Source organism: Actibacterium lipolyticum, assembly GCF_900184935.1.
Classification (GTDB): domain Bacteria; phylum Pseudomonadota; class Alphaproteobacteria; order Rhodobacterales; family Rhodobacteraceae; genus Actibacterium_A; species Actibacterium_A lipolyticum.
The window spans coordinates 646,707-667,605 of the sequence record NZ_FXYE01000002.1 but is presented as its reverse complement, the minus strand read 5'-3'; the positions used below and the strand labels follow the sequence as shown (position 1 = coordinate 667,605).

General features: G+C 58.1%; 21 protein-coding genes. 14 read left to right on the top strand and 7 right to left on the bottom strand.

The genetic code is table 11. From position 1 onward, the window contains the following. Position 1: 1 nt before the first annotated feature. Positions 2–697, bottom strand: a complete 696-nt coding sequence (locus COL8621_RS11940) for a CoA transferase subunit A (RefSeq protein ID WP_093967579.1) — start codon at positions 695–697, stop codon at positions 2–4. 143 nt (positions 698–840) lie between these two features. Beyond that, positions 841–3,351, bottom strand: a complete 2,511-nt coding sequence (topA, locus tag COL8621_RS11935; RefSeq protein ID WP_093967578.1) for a type I DNA topoisomerase — start codon at positions 3,349–3,351, stop codon at positions 841–843. 144 nt (positions 3,352–3,495) lie between these two features. On the opposite strand from topA, the gene COL8621_RS11930 reads away from it, so the two are divergent. Then, complete coding sequence (locus tag COL8621_RS11930) at positions 3,496–3,930, top strand: hypothetical protein (protein ID WP_235823848.1); 435 nt, start codon at positions 3,496–3,498, stop codon at positions 3,928–3,930. A gap of 8 nt (positions 3,931–3,938) precedes the next feature. Here the strand turns inward: COL8621_RS11930 and dprA are convergent, their stop codons facing one another. From dprA to tldD, 3 genes are all read right to left on the bottom strand, one after another. Further along, positions 3,939–5,096, bottom strand: a complete 1,158-nt coding sequence (gene dprA, locus COL8621_RS11925; protein WP_093967576.1) for a DNA-processing protein DprA — start codon at positions 5,094–5,096, stop codon at positions 3,939–3,941. 85 nt (positions 5,097–5,181) lie between these two features. Then, on the bottom strand, positions 5,182–5,670 hold the full coding sequence (locus tag COL8621_RS11920; protein WP_176438489.1) for a GNAT family N-acetyltransferase: 489 nt from the start codon (positions 5,668–5,670) through the stop codon (positions 5,182–5,184). After that, a complete protein-coding gene (tldD, locus tag COL8621_RS11915) occupies positions 5,667–7,088 on the bottom strand; it encodes a metalloprotease TldD (protein WP_093967574.1) in 1,422 nt (473 codons plus the stop codon). The genes COL8621_RS11920 and tldD overlap by 4 nt, the downstream gene beginning before the upstream one ends. 175 nt (positions 7,089–7,263) lie before the next feature. Here tldD and coxB point away from each other — a divergent pair, with 175 nt between their 5' ends. From coxB to COL8621_RS11860, 11 genes are all read left to right on the top strand, one after another. After that, complete coding sequence (gene coxB / locus COL8621_RS11910; protein ID WP_093968546.1) at positions 7,264–8,133, top strand: cytochrome c oxidase subunit II; 870 nt, start codon at positions 7,264–7,266, stop codon at positions 8,131–8,133. Between the two features lie 54 nt (positions 8,134–8,187). Further along, the gene (gene cyoE, locus COL8621_RS11905) at positions 8,188–9,123 is read left to right on the top strand and encodes a heme o synthase (RefSeq protein ID WP_093967573.1); all 936 of its coding nucleotides are present in this window, start codon (positions 8,188–8,190) and stop codon (positions 9,121–9,123) included. Beyond that, positions 9,123–9,320: a cytochrome c oxidase system small membrane protein gene (locus tag COL8621_RS11900; RefSeq protein ID WP_093967572.1), complete on the top strand. Its 198-nt coding sequence runs from the start codon at positions 9,123–9,125 to the stop codon at positions 9,318–9,320. The genes cyoE and COL8621_RS11900 overlap by 1 nt, the downstream gene beginning before the upstream one ends. Further along, positions 9,317–9,910, top strand: coding sequence for a cytochrome c oxidase assembly protein (locus COL8621_RS11895; protein ID WP_093967571.1), 594 nt, complete (start codon positions 9,317–9,319; stop codon positions 9,908–9,910). The genes COL8621_RS11900 and COL8621_RS11895 overlap by 4 nt, the downstream gene beginning before the upstream one ends. A 31-nt stretch (positions 9,911–9,941) precedes the next feature. After that, a complete protein-coding gene (locus tag COL8621_RS11890) occupies positions 9,942–10,733 on the top strand; it encodes a cytochrome c oxidase subunit 3 (protein ID WP_093967570.1) in 792 nt (263 codons plus the stop codon). A gap of 100 nt (positions 10,734–10,833) precedes the next feature. After that, positions 10,834–11,508, top strand: a complete 675-nt coding sequence (locus tag COL8621_RS11885) for an SURF1 family protein (protein WP_093968545.1) — start codon at positions 10,834–10,836, stop codon at positions 11,506–11,508. 11 nt (positions 11,509–11,519) lie between these two features. Next, a complete protein-coding gene (gene thrC, locus COL8621_RS11880) occupies positions 11,520–12,911 on the top strand; it encodes a threonine synthase (RefSeq protein WP_093967569.1) in 1,392 nt (463 codons plus the stop codon). Then, complete coding sequence (locus COL8621_RS11875) at positions 12,908–14,170, top strand: M16 family metallopeptidase (protein ID WP_093967568.1); 1,263 nt, start codon at positions 12,908–12,910, stop codon at positions 14,168–14,170. Before thrC ends, COL8621_RS11875 begins: the two co-directional genes overlap by 4 nt. Next, positions 14,170–14,754, top strand: coding sequence for a GNAT family N-acetyltransferase (locus COL8621_RS11870; protein ID WP_093967567.1), 585 nt, complete (start codon positions 14,170–14,172; stop codon positions 14,752–14,754). Before COL8621_RS11875 ends, COL8621_RS11870 begins: the two co-directional genes overlap by 1 nt. A 75-nt stretch (positions 14,755–14,829) precedes the next feature. Next, the gene (locus COL8621_RS11865) at positions 14,830–15,657 is read left to right on the top strand and encodes an MBL fold metallo-hydrolase (RefSeq protein ID WP_093968544.1); all 828 of its coding nucleotides are present in this window, start codon (positions 14,830–14,832) and stop codon (positions 15,655–15,657) included. 55 nt (positions 15,658–15,712) lie between these two features. Beyond that, the gene (locus COL8621_RS11860) at positions 15,713–17,128 is read left to right on the top strand and encodes an FAD-binding oxidoreductase (protein WP_093967566.1); all 1,416 of its coding nucleotides are present in this window, start codon (positions 15,713–15,715) and stop codon (positions 17,126–17,128) included. Between the two features lie 10 nt (positions 17,129–17,138). On the opposite strand, the gene COL8621_RS11855 is transcribed toward COL8621_RS11860, so the two are convergent. Further along, positions 17,139–17,678: an adenine phosphoribosyltransferase gene (locus COL8621_RS11855; protein ID WP_093967565.1), complete on the bottom strand. Its 540-nt coding sequence runs from the start codon at positions 17,676–17,678 to the stop codon at positions 17,139–17,141. A gap of 318 nt (positions 17,679–17,996) precedes the next feature. On the opposite strand from COL8621_RS11855, the gene COL8621_RS19170 reads away from it, so the two are divergent. Beyond that, a complete protein-coding gene (locus COL8621_RS19170; protein ID WP_176438488.1) occupies positions 17,997–18,170 on the top strand; it encodes a hypothetical protein in 174 nt (57 codons plus the stop codon). Positions 18,171–18,180: 10 nt separating this feature from the next. Here the strand turns inward: COL8621_RS19170 and COL8621_RS11845 are convergent, their stop codons facing one another. Then, entirely contained in the window at positions 18,181–19,047 is an 867-nt protein-coding gene (locus COL8621_RS11845; protein ID WP_093967563.1) for an S-methyl-5'-thioadenosine phosphorylase, read from the bottom strand. Between the two features lie 246 nt (positions 19,048–19,293). Between COL8621_RS11845 and COL8621_RS11840 the strand changes: the two genes are divergently transcribed. Then, positions 19,294–20,865, top strand: a complete 1,572-nt coding sequence (locus COL8621_RS11840; protein WP_093967562.1) for a SulP family inorganic anion transporter — start codon at positions 19,294–19,296, stop codon at positions 20,863–20,865. Positions 20,866–20,899: the final 34 nt, after the last annotated feature.

The window sequence follows — 20,899 nt, the reverse complement described above, 5'->3', positions numbered from 1 at the left end:
TTTAAGCCGCGCGGGTTGTGCGCTGCTCAATGCGTTTTTCGTGCTCACCTTGGATAATCCGGTGCACATAAATGCCGGGCAGGTGGATGTGATCAGGGTCAAGGCTGCCGGTTGGCACGATCTCTTCGACCTCTACCACGCAAACCTTGCCGCATGTCGCCGCAGGTGGGTTGAAGTTGCGCGCGGTCTTGCGGAACACAAGGTTTCCGGTCTCATCGGCTTTCCACGCTTTCACGATCGAAACGTCGGCCACGATACCTTCTTCAAGGATATAGGTCTGTCCGTTGAAGTCTTTGTGCTCTTTGCCCTCGGCGATCACGGTGCCAACACCAGTCTTGGTATAGAACCCCGGAATGCCGGCCCCGCCCGCGCGCATACGTTCGGCCAGCGTGCCTTGTGGGTTGAATTCAAGCTCAAGCTCGCCAGACAGATACTGGCGCATAAATTCTGCATTTTCGCCCACATACGACGAGATCATTTTCTTGACCTGCTTGGTCTGAAGCAAGATGCCGATGCCAAAATCATCAACGCCCGCGTTGTTCGAAGCAAAGGTAAGGTCTTTGGTGCCGGCTTCTTTGATTGCTTCAAGCAGAAGTTCAGGAATTCCGCACAGCCCGAACCCACCGGCGGCAATGAACATGCCATCAAACAGTAGCCCATCAAGGGCTTCCGCCGCGCTGCCATAGACTTTCTTCATGAATCTCTCCCCAAAGCTTGATCGTAAGTTGTTGTGACGCGGCAATTTCATCAAGTCAATCAAACGCTGCGATGCAGCACGTCAGATTGCCCCTGTTAGCGTCGGACATTAAAAAAACGCGGCCCACAGGGGGCCGCGTCTGGTTATTTCTTCTTCTTGCGAGTGCCCTTCTTGGCGGCCTTTTCAGCGATAAGCTGAACGGCCATCTCCATTGTCACATCCGCAGGTTCCGTGTCTTTGGGCAGGGTCGCGTTGACCTTTTCCCATTTCACATAAGGGCCATAGCGCCCGTCCATGACGTTAACGGGGCCACCGCTTTCGGGATGTTCGCCCAGTTCTTTCAATGGTTTCGCGGTCGCACCGCGGCCACGGCCCTTGGCGGCTTTTTCGGCCAACACCTCGACCGCGCGGTTCATGCCGACGGTGAACACCTCTTCTACGTCGGGAAGGTTGGCATAGACGCGGCCGTGTTTAACGAACGGGCCATAACGGCCGATCCCGGCTTCAACCAGTTCCCCGTCTTCTGGGTGCTTCCCAACTTCGCGCGGCAGGCTGAGCAACAACAGCGCCTTTTCCAAATCGATACTGGCGGGTTCCCACCCCTTTGGCAGGGATGCGCGCGGGGGTTTCTTAACCTCTTCGGTCGCTTCGCCGCGTTGCACATAGGGGCCGAAGCGCCCATTGCGCAGCGAGATTTCGTCGCCATTGTCCGTACCCAGAACCGTATCTTCCAACTGCCCTTCGCCGTCTTCGCCGTTTGGCGCTGTCAGGGGGCGGGTGAAACGGCATTCGGGGTAGTTGTTGCAACCGATGAACGCACCGCCAGAGCGGGCCGTTTTCAGGTTCAAACGCCCAGTGCCGCATTTTGGGCAAAGGCGCGGGTCGGTGCCATCTTCCTTTGGTGGGAAGAGGTGAGGCTCCAACACCTCATCGATCTTGTCCAACACCTCAGAAATCCGAAGGTCGGCGGTCTCCGCAATCGCGGCGGAAAAGTCGCGCCAGAACCGGCTTAGCACGTCGATATAGTCGCGATCACCTGCGGACACATCGTCCAATTCACCTTCCAGGTTGGCGGTGAATTCATAGCCGACGTATTTGCGGAAATAGTTCGACAGGAACGCCGTAACCAGCCGTCCCTTATCTTCGGGGAACAGGCGGTTTTTGTCTTTACGCACGTAACCACGATCCTGAATCGTCGTCACGATGGAGGCATAGGTGGACGGACGCCCGATGCCCAATTCTTCCATCCGTTTTACCAAAGTCGCTTCGGTATAGCGGGGCGGGGGCTGGGTGAAGTGCTGTTCCGGCGTGACGCTTTCCTTGGCCGCCGGTTCGCCTTGTGCGATCTGAGGCAGGCGCTTGTCGTCATCATCGACGACAACATCATCACGGCCTTCTTCATAGACCTTCATAAAGCCGTCGAACAAAACAACCTGACCCGTGGCGCGCAGTTCAACCTGCGCATCGGCACTGCCGATATCAACGGTTGTGCGTTCCATGCGGGCGGCAGCCATCTGGCTGGCCAGCGTCCGCTTCCAGATCAGATCGTACAGCTTGCGCTGGTCGGGTTCTGAAACCTTCAGGCTGGCCGCATCGCGCGTCATATCCGTTGGGCGAATACATTCGTGGGCTTCCTGCGCGTTCTTGGCTTTGTTCTTATAGATGCGTGGGCTTTCGGGCACATATTCGTCGCCGTAACGATCTTTGATCGCCTCGCGGGCGGCGGTCACGGCTTCGGGGGCCATGTCGATGCCGTCGGTTCGCATATAAGTAATGTAACCTGCTTCATACAGGCGCTGTGCGGTGCTCATGGTTTGGCGTGCGCCAAAGCCGAACTTACGGCTCGCTTCCTGTTGCAGGGTCGAAGTCATGAACGGCGCCGACGGATTGCGAGAGGCGGGCTTAGCCTCAACCGATGTCACAGTCAGGTCGCGCGAATTGATCGCCTGAACGGCCAGCTCGGCTGCGGTTTCGTTCTCTAGGTCGTATTTATCAAGCTTCTTGCCGCCCAGAACTGTCAGGCGTGCTTCGTATGTTTGGCCGCGCGGTGTCGTGAGGATCGCTTTGACCGTCCAGTATTCGCGGGCCTTGAACGCCTCAATCTCCATCTCGCGCTCAACGATCAGGCGCAGGCAAACAGATTGCACACGACCGGCCGATTTCGCACCGGGCAGTTTGCGCCACAGAACAGGCGACAGGTTAAAGCCAACCAGATAATCCAGCGCGCGGCGCGCCAGATAGGCATGGACCAGTTCCAGATCGACGTCGCGCGGGTTTTTCATCGCCTCGGTCACGGCGGATTTGGTGATGGCGTTAAACACAACGCGGCTGACGGCGGTGTCTTTCTTGATGGCTTTGCGTTTGCGCAATGCCTCTTCCAAGTGCCAACTGATTGCTTCCCCTTCGCGATCAGGGTCGGTCGCGAGGATCAGTGTGTTGTCTTCTTTCAGCGCATCAGCAATCGCTTTTACATGCTTGCGGCTGTCCGTGGCGATTTCCCATTTCATCTCGAAATCATGCTCGGTATCGACCGAACCGTCTTTCGGCGGCAGATCGCGGACGTGTCCATACGACGCCAAAACAGTGAAATCACTGCCAAGATATTTGTTGATTGTCTTGGCTTTGGCAGGGGACTCAACAACGACGACTGGCATTAAATTCCTTTCGAGTCGGGCGGGGGCCCTTGGCGGCGCAAGATGTGGTGCGGATTACAACTTTGTCAATGCATCGGCCCTAGCCTTGACCAAAATTGGCGTCAAGACGACAGTTGCGGCGGCTCATGACAGGAGAATATGCGTATGTGGCGCTTTGCGGTCCTTTTTACAATCGTGCTGGCCGTGCCGGTTTCGGCGCAAAGCTGGCAGACGCCAGCGCGCGGCACACAAGCGCGCGATGATCTGCTAAGTGCAATTCGCCCGCATGCGGAATGGAAGCTGGGCGCGCCGGTTCAGTTCGTCGTTAATGATCTGCGGATCTGGCGGGATATCGCCTTTGCCGTCCTTGCCCCGCAGCGCCCCGGCGGGCGCGTGATTGACCCAGCCGAAACACCGATGGCCACAAGGGATGGCGACTATATCGACGACATGGACGGCGTTTCCATGCAGGTGCTTTACGTAAAGTCGGGTCATATGTGGGTCGCGCTGCACTGGGAAATTGGCGCGACAGAGGCGTGGTACGCCGACCCGATCCTTTGCGCGCGGTTTTCACCCGTTATTCCCGAAGTTTGCCGGTGATGCCGCCGTCAGACGTTGCGCGACAGAAGGCCACCAGCCAGTCGGGTAATTTCACCGTCCAGTTCTAGGTTCAGCAATTCGGGGGTAACTGTCCCCGCCGGAAGGTCCAAGTCGCGGATCAGCTGATCTTCGGCAATGGGCGACGGGCCAAGGCGGGCAAGAATTTCTTGGTGCAGTTTCGGTATATCTGCAGCCCTGTGCGGTGGTGTCGTGGGGATTTCGGGGAATAGCTCAGGCTGTTCTTCAACTGGTTCCGCCACAGGGCCAATGGCCTCGATCACGTCATCAGCATTGCGGACCAAAGTCGCGCCGTCACGGATCAACATGTTGCAACCCGATGCACGCGCATCAAAGGGATGGCCGGGAATCGCCAGAACCTCGCGCCCCTGATCCAGCGCGTTCTTGGCGGTGATTAGGCTGCCCGATCGCGCCGCAGCTTCGACAACCACAACGGCGCGGGAAATACCGGATATGATGCGATTGCGCCGCGGGAAGTGACGCGCCTGCGGGTGCAGCCCGATTGGTTGTTCGGACAAGGTAAGGCCTTGATCAACGATTTTGGCCGCAAGATCGGTATTTTCCACGGGATAGACGACATCGACCCCGCCCGCGACCACCGCGACGGTTCCGTCTTCAAGGGCGGCGTGATGTGCGGCGGTGTCAACGCCCCGCGCCAGACCAGAGACGGTTACATGCCCAGCTTCGCCCAAATCGGCGGCCAGCTTGCGGGCCATCCGCGTACCAAGAGAGGATGCGTTTCGCGCCCCGACCAACGCGACCAGCGGTTTGCGCAAAAGATCCAGGCGCCCGCGTGCCCATAACAATGGGGGTGGGTCAGAAATATCCATCAACCCTGTGGGATAATCGTCAGCGCCGAAGGCAATCAGCGTTGCGCCGCATGCACGTCCGGCGGCGATTTCTTTTTGGGCGGCTTCGATGGGGAAGGCGGCATAGCGTTCTACGCCGGCCGAGCGGGCGACATCGGGCAGGGCATCCATTGCGGCTTGTGCGGTGCCATGTTCCGCCATCAGTCGGAAAAAGGTGGTCGCGCCAACGCGGCGCGACCGAATGAGCTGAAGCCACGCCACCAGATCATCTTCCGTGCTGGGTGGTGCGAGGGTGAGGGTGGAAGAAAGGGTATCCACTGGTTTCGAAGCTCCGCTCATTTACAAGCTGAGTCTTCGCGCATGATGGTTAACGGTGAATGAATCGCCGCAAAGTTATTTCAAATGCGCCGGAACGGCAGAAAAATCAGGCAGGGGCGGTCACACGTTTACAGTACTTTGTAACCTCTAACGGGAAATGCCCATTCAAGGTTTCAAGTTGCGCAATCACGTTGCCGCAGTCACGCCAGTCGGCACGGGTATAAAAACGCCGCGCACGGCTGTTTTCGGGTATGCAGTGTAAAAACGCCTCGGCGTGGCCAGCTGCTGCGATGCGTGACTCGCCGTCTGTCAGAAGTTTCTGGGCCAAGCCGGTGCCCATCGCCGCTTGGGAAACAAAAATCTGATACAGTTCGTCTGCAACAGTTACGCAAAGGCCCAATGGCGCACCAAGTGGGCCAGCGGTGCGCACCGCATCGCCAAATGCGACGATCCTTTGGTGAAAGCTGTCCAGTGTGCGCAGCGCGCTTAGTTCTGCGGGAACATGGGCTGAATGGGCAAGGTGCCAGCCCGTGTGCCAAATTTCAGCGGCTTGCGCGACCTCGGTCGGGTCAAGGTCGCGCACCGCATGGTTCATGTGGCAGAGCCGCCAACGGTTAGCCCGCCGATCAGAAGTGTCGGTTGCCCAACGCCAACGGGCACCCATTGCCCTTGTTTGCCACAGTTGCCGATGCCGGGGTCCAAGGCCATGTCGTTGCCGATGGCGCGAATCTTTTGCATCGCGGTTGGCCCGTCGCCGATCAGGGTGGCCCCTTTGACCGGGGCGCCGATCTTTCCGTTCTTAACGCGATACGCCTCGGTGCAGCTGAACACGAATTTGCCGTTGGTGATATCAACCTGACCGCCGCCAAAGCCGACAGCATAGATGCCGTCTTTCAGGTCGGCCACGATATCACCCGGGGCCGCATCACCCGACAACATATAAGTGTTGGTCATCCGCGGCATTGGAATATGCGCAAAGCTTTCGCGCCGGCCATTTCCGGTGGGGTCCATCCCCATCAGGCGGGCGTTCTGGCGGTCTTGCATATAGCCGACCAGAATACCGTCTTCGATCAGTGTGGTTTTGCCCGATGGCGTCCCTTCGTCATCAAAGGAAATTGACCCGCGCCGGTCGGGAATCGTTCCGTCATCCAGAACCGTAACGCCTTTAGAAGCGACTCGCTTTCCCATAAGTCCGGCAAATGCCGAAGAACCCTTACGGTTGAAATCCCCTTCAAGCCCGTGGCCGACAGCCTCGTGCAAAAGAATGCCGGGCCAGCCCGCGCCAAGGGCCACGTCCATGACACCCGCAGGGGCGGCTTCGGCCTCTAGGTTGACCAGTGCGATGCGCAGGGCTTCGCGTGAGGTGGCCTCCCAGTGGGCGCGGTCAATCAGGCCTGTCAGGCCAGTGCGCCCGCCGCCGCCATGGCTGCCGGTTTCGCGTTTGCCGTTTTCTTCGACAATGACGGACACGTTCATGCGCGTCATCGGGCGGGTATCATGCAGAAGCTGGCCGTCGGGGCGCAGAATGTACACTTCTTGCAATGATGCCGACAGGGTGGCCGAAACCTGAACCACGCGCGGATCCAGCGCGCGAGCAAAGGCATCAATTTCGCGCAGTGTTTCGATCTTTACAGGAAATTCAGCATCTTCCATCGGATCGGCATCCGAATACAGCCGCTGGTTCGTGGCCTGCGGAGGAGGGGCCATAACCCCGCCTCCATCGCCAACCGCCAATCGTGCGGTTTCGGCGGCGCGCTTTAGGGATGCTTCGCTGATATCTGTTGAATGGGCATAACCGGCCGTTTCGCCCTTAACAGCGCGAAGGCCGAATCCCTCTGACGCATCATAGCTGGCAGTTTTGATTCGCCCGTCGTCCAAAACAATCGCTTCGGATCGGCGGCGTTCAAAGAAGATTTCGCCGTCATCTGCCCCATCGGTTGTTGAGCGCAAGATCGCCAATGCGCGTTCTTCCTCAAGTGTTTCGGAGAAAGGCTGAAATCTCGGGTGCTTCATTTATATGTCCCAGACGCGTCTTTGCGATCGTTGGCATCGCGGCCCAATGCCGCAACAACAATGGCTTGTTTCATCCGACCTAATATGGTTTTTGGGGCCGGGAACACAACGGCATGCTGTAAATTCAGTTGCCGTTCGGCGGCTCAGGTGGTCGCAATACGTACAGGGAATGAACATGCGGATTTCGAATTTGCTTTCCGGCCTCTGGGCCGCAGGTGCTGCTACTGTCGCGGCTACAACTGCTATGGCGCAAGATGGAATTGAAGGTCTGAAGATCATCGGCGAGCCGGTCGATGGTGGGCTTGGCTTTCAGCCAGCAGCCACTGAATTGGCACGCGACGCGCAGGGGCTGGACGACATGCTCCTCTATATCATCACGGCGATTACGCTGTTTGTGGTTGCCCTTCTGGCGATCGTGATCGTGCGTTACAATAGCCGCTCCAACCCGAAGCCGGCGACGTTTACGCACCACTCGCCGTTGGAAGTGGCTTGGACAGTGATTCCAATCGTGATTCTGGTCTTTATTGGCGCGTTCTCGCTGCCAGTTCTGTTCAAGCAGCAGGAAATTCCAGAAGCTGACATCACCATCAAGGCGACTGGTTACCAGTGGTATTGGGGTTATGAATACACCGACCACGACTTCGCGTTTGACAGCTATATGCTGCAAAAAGACGAACTGGCCGACTATGGCTATGAGCCTGCGCAGTTCTTGCTGGCAACCGACACAGCTGTTGTTGTGCCAACCGGCAAAACCGTTGTTGTTCAGGTTACTGGCGCTGACGTTATCCATTCCTGGACCATCCCAGCCTTCGGTGTGAAGCAGGATGCGGTTCCTGGTCGTCTGGCCGAGCTGTGGTTCGAAGTCGACGAAGGCATGGAAGGTATCTACTTCGGCCAGTGTTCCGAACTTTGTGGTCAAGCGCACGCTTACATGCCGATCACTGTTAAGGCGGTTAGCCAAGCTGACTATGAAAAGTGGCTTGATGGCGCGATCGAAGAATACGCTGGTACGCCACGTAACCTGACCGTCGCAGCCGCTGAATAAGCGCTTCTTAGGCAGGGCTGCCCGCGCGGCAGCCCAACCTGACAGGAGAATATGATGACCGACACCACCGCAGTCTTCGAACAGCCCCGCGAGGCAGGCTTCGGCGACTACGTGGCTCTTTTGAAGCCGCGTGTGATGTCTCTTGTCGTTTTCACGGCACTGGCCGGGCTGGTCGTTGCGCCAGTTTCGGTTCACCCGATGATTGCGTTTACATCCATCCTTTTCATTGCGATTGGCGGCGGTGCCTCTGGTTCGCTGAATATGTGGTGGGACGCGGACATCGATCAGGTGATGCGCCGTACACAGAATCGCCCAGTTCCATCTGGCCGTGTGACCAAAGACGAAGCGCTGGCCGTGGGCCTGGCACTGTCTGGCATCGCGGTTTTGATGCTTGGCCTTGCCGCCAACTGGGTTGCGGCTGGCCTTCTGGCCTTCACAATCTTCTTTTACGCCGTCGTTTATACGATGTGGCTGAAGCGTTCGACGCCGCAGAACATCGTTATCGGTGGCGCGGCTGGTGCTTTCCCTCCGATGATCGGTTGGGCTGTTGCGACAGGGGGCGTAAGCCTTGAAAGCGTCCTGATGTTCGCGCTGATCTTCATGTGGACGCCGCCCCATTTCTGGGCGCTGGCACTGTTCATGAAGGAAGACTATTCGAACGCAGGCGTGCCTATGCTGACCGTGACGCACGGGCGCAAATCGACCCGCGTTCACATTCTGGTTTACACGCTTTTGCTTGCGCCACTGGCGCTTGGCATCGCGGCGACCTCTATCGGGGGGCCGGTCTATCTTGCGGCGTCCCTTGTGCTGAACGCAGCCTTCATTCGCGGTGCACTGCGCATCTGGAAGCGCGACGAAGACGTCGCCGAAGCTGACGCTTATGCCGTTGAAAAGTCGTTCTTCAAGCTGTCGCTTGTTTACCTGTTCCTGCACTTTGTTGCGCTGATGGCGCAAAAAGGGTTGGCCGCATACGGGCTGGGAGGCTGGTAATGGCTACTGAATTCCGCGAAGAGCATGAACTGCACAAGCGCCGCTTTGGGCGCAACATGGGCCTGTTGGCTGTGTTGATCGCCTTTGTTGCGATCGTTTTCGGGCTGACCATCGTAAAAGTGTCGGAAGGTGGCAAGATGGAGGCGTTTGATCACGCCACGCGCCCATCATTGCTGGTGCCGGAGGATGGCCAGTGAAGCTGGAAGGGAACTCCAAAACGGTCGCTCAGTTGCTGGGCGTCGTTGTTCTGATGGGATCGCTCGCTTGGGCGTCCGTACCTTTCTATGATTTTTTCTGCCGGGTGACTGGCTTTGGCGGTGAAGTCGCGGTGGCCGATTCCGGGTCATCCGAAGTGCTGGACGACACCATCAAGATTCGGTTTGACGCGTCCAAAGCACGTGAGTTCCCGTGGGAATTCAAACCCGTCGTGCGCCAGATGGAGCTTAAGATCGGTGAAACGGGCCTTGCCTTTTACGAGGCATATAACCCCACCGACCGCCCAATCGCGGGCACCGCAAGCTATAACGTCGCGCCGTATTCGGCAGGCGGCTTTTTTACCAAGATCGACTGCTTCTGCTTTGAAATGCAGGTTCTGCAGCCCGGTGAGCGGGTGCAAATGCCCGTTACCTTTTATGTGGACCCCGAGATTGTGAATGATCGGGACGGAAAGTTTGTCCACACGATAACTCTAAGCTACACGTTCCACGAAGCCGAACTACCGGACGAAGCGGAACTTCAAACACAGGCAGCGTTGGTTTTGGGAAACTCCAACTCTGCAAAGCAATAACTGGTCGTCAGGACGAGGGAGCGTAAAACGAATGGCGCACGAAAAGAACCACGATTACCATATTATCAACCCGTCTATATGGCCGTTGCTGGGCGCTGTTGGCGCCTTCGTAATGCTGTATGGCGCGGTGATGTTGTTTCAGGACCAGGGCCCTTGGGCGTTCCTGATTGGCTTGGCGCTGGTTGCCTATGTGATGTTCGCATGGTGGTCGGAAGTTGTGTCCGAAAGCCGCGCGGGTGATCACACGCCGGTTGTCCGCATCGGCCTGCGGTATGGCTTCATCCTGTTTATCATGTCCGAAGTCATGTTCTTCGCCGCATGGTTCTGGAGCTTCTTCAAGCACGCGATGTACCCCATGTCGACTTTCTCCGAAGGTCAGTGGCCGCCCCCCTCGATCGAAACGTTTGATCCTTGGCACCTGCCGCTGATCAACACGCTGATCCTGCTGTGTTCCGGCTGTGCCGCAACTTGGGCTCACCACGCGCTGGTTCATGAAAACAACCGCAAAGACATGCGCAACGGCCTGATCATCGCGATCCTGCTGGGCATGGTGTTCACATATTTCCAAGCCTATGAGTACAGCCACGCTGCCTTCGGTTTCTCGGGCAACATCTATGGCGCGAACTTCTTCATGGCGACGGGTTTCCACGGTGCACACGTTATCATCGGGACAATCTTCCTGTTCATCTGCTTGGTGCGCCTGATGAAGGGCGACTTCACGCCGGAACAGCACGTCGGTTTCGAAGCTGCGGCTTGGTACTGGCACTTTGTTGACGTTGTCTGGTTGTTCTTGTTCGCAGCGGTTTACATCTGGGGCGGCTAACGCCAGTTCTTGACCTGCGGCGGATTGCAATCTGTCGAAAAAACGATCACGTAAAGCGCGGGGGTTCCTCCGCGCTTTTCACTTTCTAAGAAGGCCCATGATGACACGGCGTATGATCCTGCCCTTTTTGTTTGGCATCTTCGGCATGGCCATTTTGATTGGTCTGGGTGTGTGGCAATTGCAGCGCCTTGAATGGAAAGAGGCGGTGCTTGCGGATATTGATAGCCGCATCGGCTCTGCCCCGGTTGCGATCCCAGCTATGCCTGACCCTGACGCCGACCGTTATCTGCCGGTAGAGGCCGTTGGAACCTTCATCGGTGAAGAACTGCGCGTCTTGGCCAGCGTCAAGTTGGTTGGGGCCGGGCACCGCCTTGTCAGCGCATTTGAAACCGACGGCCGCCGCGTGTTGGTGGATCGCGGGTTCCTGCCGCTTCAGACCGACGCGGGGACGCGACCGGATGGGGCGGTAACCGTGGTCGGCAACATTCATTGGCCGGATGAAATCGATGGGTTCACGCCTGCGCCGGACCTTGAAAACAATCTGTGGTTTGCACGCGACGTGGCAGCGATGGCCAACGCGCTGGGAACCGAGCCTGTTCTGATAATCGCACGGGATATCACGCCTCGATCTGCGGCGATTACCCCGATGCCGGTAAATTCAGCGGGCATTCCGAACGATCATCTTAGTTACGCAATCACCTGGTTTTCGCTGGCCTTCGTATGGCTAGGGATGACAGCGCTGCTTCTGTGGCGTATCAGGCGGAAAACCGATTGAGGGCAGGGCACATGCGCTATGTTTCTACACGGGGTAAGGCCCCAGTTCTAAGTTTCGAAGAGGCAATGCTTACAGGGCTTGCCCGCGACGGTGGCCTTTACGTGCCCGAAACGATCCCGACACTCAGCGCCGATCAGATCGCCGCGCTGGCTGGGCAAAGCTATGAAGAGGTGGCCTTTACCATCATGCGCCCCTTCATCGGGGATGCGTTCACCGACGAAGAATTCCGCGCCATTATCGCCCGCGCCTACGAAGGGTTCGGCCACGCGGCCCGCGCGCCGCTGGTACAGCTGGGCGCGAACCATTTCCTGTTGGAGCTGTTCCACGGCCCCACGCTGGCGTTCAAAGATTTCGCGATGCAGTTGATCGGTCAGCTGTTTCAGGCCGCGCTTGAACGGTCGGGCGACCGTGTCACCATCGTTGGCGCCACTTCGGGCGATACGGGATCTGCCGCGATCGAGGCGTTCCGGGGCTTGGACAATGTGGATGTGTTCATCCTGTTCCCCCATGGCCGCGTGTCCGAAGTGCAGCGCCGTCAGATGACAACGCCAATCGAATCCAACGTGCATGCCTTGGCCGTGGATGGCGATTTTGACGACTGCCAAGCTGCGGTCAAAGACATGTTCAACGATTTCGACTTCCGCGACAGTGTCGGGCTGGCCGGTGTGAACTCTATCAACTGGGCGCGGGTGTTGGCGCAGGTAGTCTATTACTTCACCTCTGCCGTGTCGCTGGGCGCGCCGCATCGCAAGGTCAGCTTCACCGTGCCGACCGGCAACTTTGGTGACATCTTTGCTGGCTATATCGCGCGTCGCATGGGGCTGCCGATTGATCAGCTTGTTGTTGCGACGAACCAGAACGACATTCTGCACCGTGCGCTTTCTACGGGCGGCTATGTCAAAGATGGGGTCACCCCTTCGATCAGCCCATCGATGGATATTCAGGTCTCGTCCAACTTTGAACGGGCGCTGTTTGATGTTTACGACCGTGACGGCAACGCCGTAGCGCAGTTGATGGAAGAGCTGAAATCGCAGGGCGGGTTCCAGATCAGCCAAGGGGCGATGCAGAAACTGGGTGAAACATTCGCCTCGGGTCGCGCCTCCGAGGAAGAGACAACCGCGACAATCCGTGCCACTTTTGCCACCACTGGCGAAGTTCTGTGCCCCCACTCTGCCGTCGGTGTGAAGGTCGCAGAAGAGCAAATTTCGGGCGCAACCCCAATGATTACTCTGGCAACGGCACACCCGGCAAAGTTCCCGGATGCCGTTGAGGCCGCAACTGGGGAACGGCCACCCCTTCCAAAACGGATGGCGGACCTGTATGAGCGTTCAGAACGATTGTCTCGTGTTGCCAATGATTTGTCGGCGATTGAGGCGCTTATTAAAGAAAGGCGCAGCGTTTGAGCGTAGAATTGCACCGGCTGTCCAACGGATTCCGCATCGTCACCGAAGCCATGCCTGGGCTAAGATCTGCTGCCCTTGGTATTTGGGTTTCTGCGGGTGGGCGACACGAACGGCTGGAGCAAAACGGCATCGCCCATTTCCTTGAACACATGGCGTTCAAGGGCACCAAACGGCGGACTTCGCTGCAAATCGCCGAACAAATCGAAGATGTTGGCGGGTATATCAACGCCTATACCAGCCGCGAGATGACCGCCTATTACGCCCGCGTTCTAGAGGCCGACGTGCCTCTGGCGCTGGATGTGTTGGCAGATATCGTGCTGAACCCAGTCTTTGATCCGACCGAGATTGAGGTCGAACGCGGTGTGATCTTGCAAGAGATCGGTCAGGTCATGGACACGCCCGACGATGTGGTCTTTGATTGGTTGCAAGAGGCCGCGTTCCCTGATCAGGCGTTGGGCCGCACGATCCTTGGCCCGACCGAACGCGTCAGCAGCTTTTCGCAGGAAGACCTTTATGGTTTCGTGCGCGAACACTATTCGCCAAACCAGTTGATCCTTTCGGCGGCGGGCGCCGTTGACCACGACGAGATTGTGCGCCTTGCAGAGGCGTTGTTTGGGCATCTACCTTCTGCGGAAAACCAACCCGCCAGCCCCGCCGCGTTTTCCGGCGGCGAGCGGCGCGAGGTGCGCCCGTTAGAACAAGCGCATTTTGCACTTGCTTTCGAAAGCCCCGGTTATCGCGATCCGGGCATCTATACCGCGCAAATTTATGCCAGCGCGATGGGCGGCGGCATGTCCTCGCGCCTGTTCCAAGAGGTGCGCGAAAAGCGCGGCCTTTGTTACACGATCTTTGCGCAAGCAGGGGCATATGCCGATACCGGCATGATCACCCTTTATGCGGGCACCAGCGAAGGCCAAATCGCCGAACTGACAGACCTGACCATGGCCGAAATGGGCCGGGCGGCCCAAGATATGACCCCGGCCGAGGTGTCGCGGGCACGTGCGCAGATGAAGGCCGGGTTGCTGATGGGCCTTGAAAGCCCGTCGTCGCGCGCTGAACGTTTGGCTCGTCTCGTCGCAATTTGGGATCGTGTTCCTGCTTTGGAAGAAACGATTGCGCGCATTGATGCTGTGACCACTGGCGACGTAAAGGATTTTGCTGCTGGTCTGGTCTCGGGTGCGACGCCTGCGTTGGCTCTTTACGGTCCTGTATCGGGGGCTCCCGATCTTGCGGCCTTGCAAGGCAGGCTTGCCGCCTGATGCTTACGAGGCGGCGGAAGGTCAAGATTGAGACCGAGCGCATGACGCTGCGCCTGCCTCAGCATACCGATTTTGCGCCTTGGACGTCGCTGCGCAAAGCCAGCCACGAATTCCTTAAACCGTGGGAGCCGTCTTGGGCGTCTGACCATCTGTCGCGCAAGGCGTTTACCAACCGCGTTTACTGGGCGCAGCGGGCCCAAACCGGGGGCACTGCCGTGCCGCTGTTTTTGGTGCGGCGTCACGACGACGTTCTGCTTGGCGCGATCACGCTGGACAACATCCGCCGCGGCCCATCTCAGGCGGGGACGTTGGGGTATTGGATCGGGGAGCCGTTCGCCCGCCAAGGGTTCATGCGCGAAGCGATTGAGGCTGTCGTGCATCACGCCTTCACCCAGCTTGACCTCAGCAGGATCGAAGCCGCGTGTCTGCCTGAAAACGCCGCATCGCGCGGGGTGCTGGAAAGCTGTGGTTTCAAATACGAAGGCGTTGCGCAAAGTTACCTGCAGATTAACGGACGATGGCGCAATCATGTGCTGTACGCCAACCTGCGCGGAGATCGGCGCGGTCGCACCGATATTGGCTAACCCGCACAGATGTGACCGGTTCAGCGGACCTTTTTCCAAGGAATCATGATACGCTAGGCGCAGGAGGTGTCGCCGATGATCCGTCTCGTCCTTGCTTTTGCTGTTCTAACAATACCCGCCATGGCCCATGCGCAAGATCGGCGGCCAAGCCATTGCATCGCTTTGGCAGATGCCAATCCGGCCTTGGAATATATTCAGTTGGCCAGCTTTGGCGCGCCGCTTGGGGATAACACTGTCCGAATAAACTACGTCGATCATTCGACCTTCGTGATCGAAACGCAGGGGGGGCTGACGGCGGCGACTGATTTCACCGGCTTTGTTGGTTCTGCGGCGGTGATCCCCGATGTGGTTACGATGAACAACGCGCATGACACCCACTTTACCGCGTTTCCGGACCCGGCCATTCCGCATGTGTTGCAAGGCTGGGCGCAGGGCGGCGTGGCGGCGGATCATCACCTTGATCTGGGGGAAATGCTGGTTCGCAACGTACCGACCGACACGCGCGGGTATTACGGCGATGACATTCGCAAAGACGGCAATTCGATCTTTGTGTTCGAAGTGGCGGGGCTGTGCGTTGGCCACTTGGGGCATCTTCACCACGAACCCGATGCCGCGCAATACGCTGCGTTGGGGCGGCTTGATGTGGTCATGGCCCCCGTTGATGGCGGGCGGACGCTTGATTTGCCCAGCATGATCCGCGTGCTGCAACGCCTGCGGTCTTCCGTTGTTATTCCGATGCATTGGTTCGATGGTTCATCACTTGAACGGTTTTTGGCAGGCATCAGCGGGGACTTTGCGGTCGAACGGTTGGATACCAATTATCTAGAGGTTTCGCTGCGCAGCCTGCCTTCGCGCCCCACGGTGCTGGTGCTGAACCCGGCCTACCTTCGCGCGCCGCAGTAAGCCGGGGATCGCAACGGGGCTTGCGAAGTCTACGTGCTGAGGGCAGGAATGGCCCATGCTAAACTCCGTGACCCCAGAATTTGAGGCTTCCCTGCGCGAAACGCTTCCGCAGGCGGCCTTTCGTCCCCTGACAGCATCCTATCTGGAAGAGCCTCGCGGGCGGTATACGGGCCAGGGCGGGCTGCTGGTGGCCCCCGCCAACACCGAAGAGGTTGCGACGGTCGTGCGCGCCTGTGCTGCGGCGAAAGTGGGCGTTGTGCCTTATGGGGGCGGTACAGGCTTGGTCGGGGGGCAGATTATGGAAACCGGGCCGATGCCGGTCATTCTGTCGCTAGAGCGGATGAAAGATATCCGCGCGGTGTATCCTGACGAAAATGTGCTTGTGGCCGATGCTGGCGCGATTTTGGCGGACGTACAGCAGGCGGCGGAACAGCATGGCAGGCTGTTCCCGCTTTCGCTTGCCTCGGAAGGGTCCGCGCGGATTGGCGGGAACCTTGCCACCAACGCAGGCGGGGTGAACGTGCTGCGATACGGCAACGCGCGCGATCTTTGTTTGGGGCTAGAGGCAGTGTTGCCCGACGGTTCAATCCTGAACGGGCTAACGCGGCTGCGCAAAGACAACACAGGGTATGACCTGCGCAACCTTCTGATCGGGTCCGAAGGGTCGTTGGGTATCATCACCGCTGCGGCGCTTAAGCTGTTCCCGCGCCCGGCGGCCGAAGGGGCGGCCTTGATGGTGGTGGAAGACCCTGCTGCCGCGCTGTCGCTTTTGGCGATGGCCTCGCGCCGGATTGGGGGCGGGGTTTCTGCATTCGAATTGATTGGGCGCATGGGGTTAGAGTTTTTGGCCGAAACCATGCCCGAAGTTCGACAGCCCTTTGCCGACAAGCCAAACTGGATGGTGTTGATTGATTTGGGTTTGGGGGCCGGTCAAGACCCTGCCACGGCGTTGGAGGAGCTGTTCGTCGAAGCGTTTCAAGCAGGTATCGTCAGCGACGGTGTGATTGCCCAATCCGAAGCGCAGCGCGCGGATTTCTGGGCGATCCGCGAAAGCATTCCAGCGGCCAACCGTAAAATCGGGGCTGTTTCGTCGCACGACATCTCTGTCCCACTTGGTGCGATTTCTGATTTCGTGGCGAAGGGGAACGCTGCGTTGGCCGACATCGCCGATTTCCGCGTTAATGCATTTGGCCACCTTGGCGACGGGAACCTGCATTACAACGTGTTCCCGCAGCGCGGAAAATCGCGTCAGGATTACGAACACCTAAGGCCACAGGTGAAACGCTGTGTGCATGATCTGGTGCACGAATTTGGCGGCTCGGTCAGTGCGGAACACGGCGTTGGCCGCCTAAAGGTCGAAGATATGGAGCGTTACGCAGATCCGGCCAAGCTGGCCGCGATCCGCGCAATCAAAGCCGCGCTTGACCCCGATGGCATCATGAACCCCGGTGTGATCGTGCGCGGGGCGTAATCAAGGCGCGCTAGGCGCCCTCAAATTCGCACAGCACGTGGACATCCATGCCCATTGCTTCCAGCTTTTTGCGCCCGCCCAGTTCTGGCAGGTCTACGATAAAGGCGGTCCCAACAATTTCGCCGCCCAGACGTTCGATCAGTTTGATCCCAGCCTCGGCAGTGCCGCCCGTGGCCAGCAGATCGTCCACAACCAGCACACGTTCGCCGGGTTGAATGGCGTCGTCGTGCAGCTCAACAATCGCTTCGCCGTATTCAAGCTTGTATTCTTGGCTGATCGTGGTGCCGGGCAGTTTGCCCTTTTTGCGGATCGGCACAAAGCCAACCGTCAACTGATGCGCAATCGCGCCGCCAAGGATGAAGCCGCGTGCCTCTAGCCCGACAACCTTGTCGATGGGTTGCCCCGCGAACGGGTGGAGCATTTGGTCAATCGCCATGCGGAACCCGCGGGGGTCGGCAAACAGGGTTGTCACATCGCGGAACATGATCCCTTCATGCGGGAAGTCCACGATAGTGCGGATATAATCCTTAACGTCGGGGCGGTTTGGCATGGGATGCACTTTCAAGCAGGTCATGTTTGAAAGCTGTTTGGCTTATGATTGCACGCGGTGCAAGTGTGCCAAGGGCCGCAACTGCGGCCTTAGCATTTATTTCTTCACGAGCCGGAAAAGCCGGTAATTTCGTTCTGGAACCCATCGCAGATGAGGTTTGTTCCAATCCATCTGGTCACGAACCAAAATTGCTTTTGCTGCCTGCAATATCATTTTTCTTTCCTTTCTTGGCGTGGTGCGGATAAAGTGCGCATCGCGATTGCATATTTAATGTATATACGTTTTGCGTGCAAAAATCAAGAACACAGGAAATGCCCGGTGAATAAGAAGGCCGACAAGAAATCCAACAAAAAGAACAGTCAGCTGGTTCTTCGGTTGAACAAAGACGAACGCGATGCGTTCGTCCAGCTGTGCAATGACATGGATACAAGCGCCGCGCGCGAAATCCGCGGCTTCATCCGGACGTTCCTGAAGGAAAACCAGACAGAATGACCGACGGGCGCTAAAGCACCCGCCCGGCAATCGCATCAAGCTTGGCCACCAGTGCGGGGTCACGCTTTTCCGGGGCTGTCATGATGGCGTATTCCAGCGCACGATCGCAGCCGTCGGCGCAAGGTTCGTGTGCACCAAGTTTGGCAGCAAGCAGGGTAATCAGACTGCGCGCCTTGTCGGCGTTACCTGTCAGGGTTGCGATGATATCGGTAATCTCGACCGCGCCGTGGTCGGGGTGCCAGCTGTCGTAATCGGTGATCATCGCGACCGAGGCATAGCAAAGCTCTGCCTCGCGGGCCAATTTCGCTTCGGGCATGTTGGTCATGCCGATCACGTCGCAGCCCCAGACCTCGCGATAGAGTTTGGATTCTGCGAGGGATGAAAACTGTGGCCCTTCCATTGCCAGATAGGTGCCGCCGTCGTGCATGGTCACGCCCGCTTCGCGCCCCGCGGCCAAGCAAGCGGCCGAAAGGCGGGGGCAGGTGGGGTGCGCGACCGAAACATGGGCCACACAGCCCGTGCCGAAGAATGACTTTTCGCGCGCGAAGGTGCGGTCAATGAATTGATCGACGACAACAAAGTCGCCCGGCGCCAATTCCTCGCGGAAGGACCCGCAGGCCGAGACTGAGACGACATCAGTCACCCCAAGTCGTTTCAGCGCGTCGATATTTGCGCGATAGGGCACCGTGGATGGTGAATGCACGTGCCCGCGCCCGTGGCGGGGCAGAAACGCCATGGCGACGCCGTTCAGCGTGCCTGTCAGAACCTCGTCAGACGGCGTGCCCCAAGGTGTCTCTATGGCCTGCCATTTGGCGTCTTCCAAACCGTCGATGTCATAAACACCCGACCCGCCGATTACCCCGATCATCCGTGCCATCCAGAAACTCTCCGTTCGTGTGCGTTCTTTTTCGTTTTACGGTGCGTTTGCCGTTTGGGAAACCGCCTGTGCAAAGCATTTCATATGTGGCATACGGGCATTTCGTAAACGCGGCGGTTTTCACATCGCCCCCAGTCCGATAAGGACCGGTAGCGCGAAAAAAACCGACCTTTGTTACAGGAAATAACCGTGGCCCGATCCCTTCTTGCCGCCTTTGCGGAGCGATATTCCCCCGCTAGTCTTTCGATGTCGCCCAAAGGGCTGACGCCAGCGGGCGTCAAAACAGAGGTGCTGGCAGGCCTGACCGTCGCCTTGGCCTTGGTGCCAGAGGCTGTTGCCTTTGCCTTCGTTGCCGGTGTGCACCCGTTGGTGGGCCTTTATGCGGCGTTCATCGTTGGGCTTATCACTGCGCTGATCGGCGGGCGCCCCGGTATGATTTCGGGTGCAACAGGCGCGTTGGCCGTGGTCATGGTCGCGCTGGTTGCTGAGCATGGTGTTGAATACCTGTTCGCCACGGTTGTCCTGATGGGGATCCTTCAGCTTTTCGCTGGCATCTTTAAGCTGGGCAAGTTCATTCGACTTGTTCCGCATCCGGTGATGTTGGGCTTTGTGAACGGTCTGGCCATCGTTATTTTCCTGGCGCAGCTGACCCAGTTCAAAGTTCCCGGCACGGCCGAAGTTTCTGGCCACGGTACGTCGGGTGGTGAATGGATGAGCGGCTGGCCCCTGATCACAATGTTGGCCCTTGTTGGCGCGACGATGGCGATCATCTGGATCATGCCCAAGCTGACCCGCGCAATTCCGGCCCCATTGGCAGGTATTGGTATCGTTGCTGGGCTTGTCATCGTGTTCGGCATTGATGTGCCCCGCGTAGGTGATCTTGCCTCGATCGAGGGCGGCTTGCCGATGTTCCATATCCCATCGGTTCCGCTGAACTTTGAGACGCTGGAAATCATCTTTCCCTATGCGCTTATCCTTGCCGCGATTGGACTGATCGAAAGCCTTCTGACACTGAACCTTGTGGGTGAAATCACCGGCAAACGTGGTGGCGCGTCGCAGGAATGTATCGCTCAGGGTACTGCGAACGTTGTCACCGGCTTCTTCGGTGGCATGGGCGGTTGTGCGATGATTGGTCAGTCGATGATCAACGTGAAATCGGGCGGGCGGATGCGCCTTTCTGGTATCTCTGCTGCGCTGTTCTTGTTGGCGTTCATCGTGGTTGCATCGCCGTTAATCGAACAAATCCCGCTGGCCGCTTTGGTGGGCGTGATGTTCATGGTCGTTATCGGCACCTTCGCGTGGCAATCGCTGACGATCATGCGCAAGATCCCGTTGGCTGATGCGCTGGTTATCGTGCTGGTGACGATTACCACCGTTTTCTACGACCTTGCGATTGCGGTTGTGGTGGGTGTGATCGTGTCCGCGCTGGAATACGCATGGACAAACGCAAAGCGCATTCACGCGAAAACCTACCTCTCGCCCGAAGGCGAAAAGGTTTACCAAATTCAGGGGCCGCTTTTCTTTGGTTCCACCGATGGGTTTGCAGAGCTTTTCGACCCGATCAACGACCCAGCGCGGGTCGCAATCGACTTTGCCGATAGCCGCGTGGCTGACCAATCCGCTTTGACGGCGATTGAAGCGATCGCCGCTAAGTATGAGGCAGCGGGCAAGCAAATCCGGTTGCGTCACCTTAGCCGTGACTGTCACGAACTGCTGACAAAAGCGGGCCAGTTGATTGTCGATTCAGATGATGATCCGGATTACCAGATTGCGACCAACTATTCGGTGCGCACGGGCGTCTTGGCCGGCGGTCACTAAAACGGGGCCTGCCTTGACCCGTATCAAGGCGGTA

Bases quoted from the DNA above. Each gene is read 5' to 3' on its own strand.
- COL8621_RS11840 (WP_093967562.1), top strand. From the start codon at position 19,294: ATGTCGCCCAAAGGGCTGACGCCAGCGGGCGTCAAAACAGAGGTGCTG.
- COL8621_RS11930 (WP_235823848.1), top strand. From the start codon at position 3,496: ATGTGGCGCTTTGCGGTCCTTTTTACAATCGTGCTGGCCGTGCCGGTT.
- dprA (WP_093967576.1), bottom strand. From the start codon at position 5,096: ATGAGCGGAGCTTCGAAACCAGTGGATACCCTTTCTTCCACCCTCACC.
- coxB (WP_093968546.1), top strand. From the start codon at position 7,264: ATGCGGATTTCGAATTTGCTTTCCGGCCTCTGGGCCGCAGGTGCTGCT.
- topA (WP_093967578.1), bottom strand. From the start codon at position 3,351: ATGCCAGTCGTCGTTGTTGAGTCCCCTGCCAAAGCCAAGACAATCAAC.
- COL8621_RS11870 (WP_093967567.1), top strand. From the start codon at position 14,170: ATGCTTACGAGGCGGCGGAAGGTCAAGATTGAGACCGAGCGCATGACG.
- COL8621_RS11900 (WP_093967572.1), top strand. From the start codon at position 9,123: ATGGCTACTGAATTCCGCGAAGAGCATGAACTGCACAAGCGCCGCTTT.
- COL8621_RS11845 (WP_093967563.1), bottom strand. From the start codon at position 19,047: ATGGCACGGATGATCGGGGTAATCGGCGGGTCGGGTGTTTATGACATC.
- COL8621_RS11940 (WP_093967579.1), bottom strand. From the start codon at position 697: ATGAAGAAAGTCTATGGCAGCGCGGCGGAAGCCCTTGATGGGCTACTG.
- cyoE (WP_093967573.1), top strand. From the start codon at position 8,188: ATGACCGACACCACCGCAGTCTTCGAACAGCCCCGCGAGGCAGGCTTC.
- COL8621_RS11860 (WP_093967566.1), top strand. From the start codon at position 15,713: ATGCTAAACTCCGTGACCCCAGAATTTGAGGCTTCCCTGCGCGAAACG.
- COL8621_RS11885 (WP_093968545.1), top strand. From the start codon at position 10,834: ATGACACGGCGTATGATCCTGCCCTTTTTGTTTGGCATCTTCGGCATG.
- COL8621_RS11890 (WP_093967570.1), top strand. From the start codon at position 9,942: ATGGCGCACGAAAAGAACCACGATTACCATATTATCAACCCGTCTATA.
- COL8621_RS11855 (WP_093967565.1), bottom strand. From the start codon at position 17,678: ATGCCAAACCGCCCCGACGTTAAGGATTATATCCGCACTATCGTGGAC.
- COL8621_RS11920 (WP_176438489.1), bottom strand. From the start codon at position 5,670: ATGAACCATGCGGTGCGCGACCTTGACCCGACCGAGGTCGCGCAAGCC.
- thrC (WP_093967569.1), top strand. From the start codon at position 11,520: ATGCGCTATGTTTCTACACGGGGTAAGGCCCCAGTTCTAAGTTTCGAA.
- COL8621_RS11865 (WP_093968544.1), top strand. From the start codon at position 14,830: ATGATCCGTCTCGTCCTTGCTTTTGCTGTTCTAACAATACCCGCCATG.
- tldD (WP_093967574.1), bottom strand. From the start codon at position 7,088: ATGAAGCACCCGAGATTTCAGCCTTTCTCCGAAACACTTGAGGAAGAA.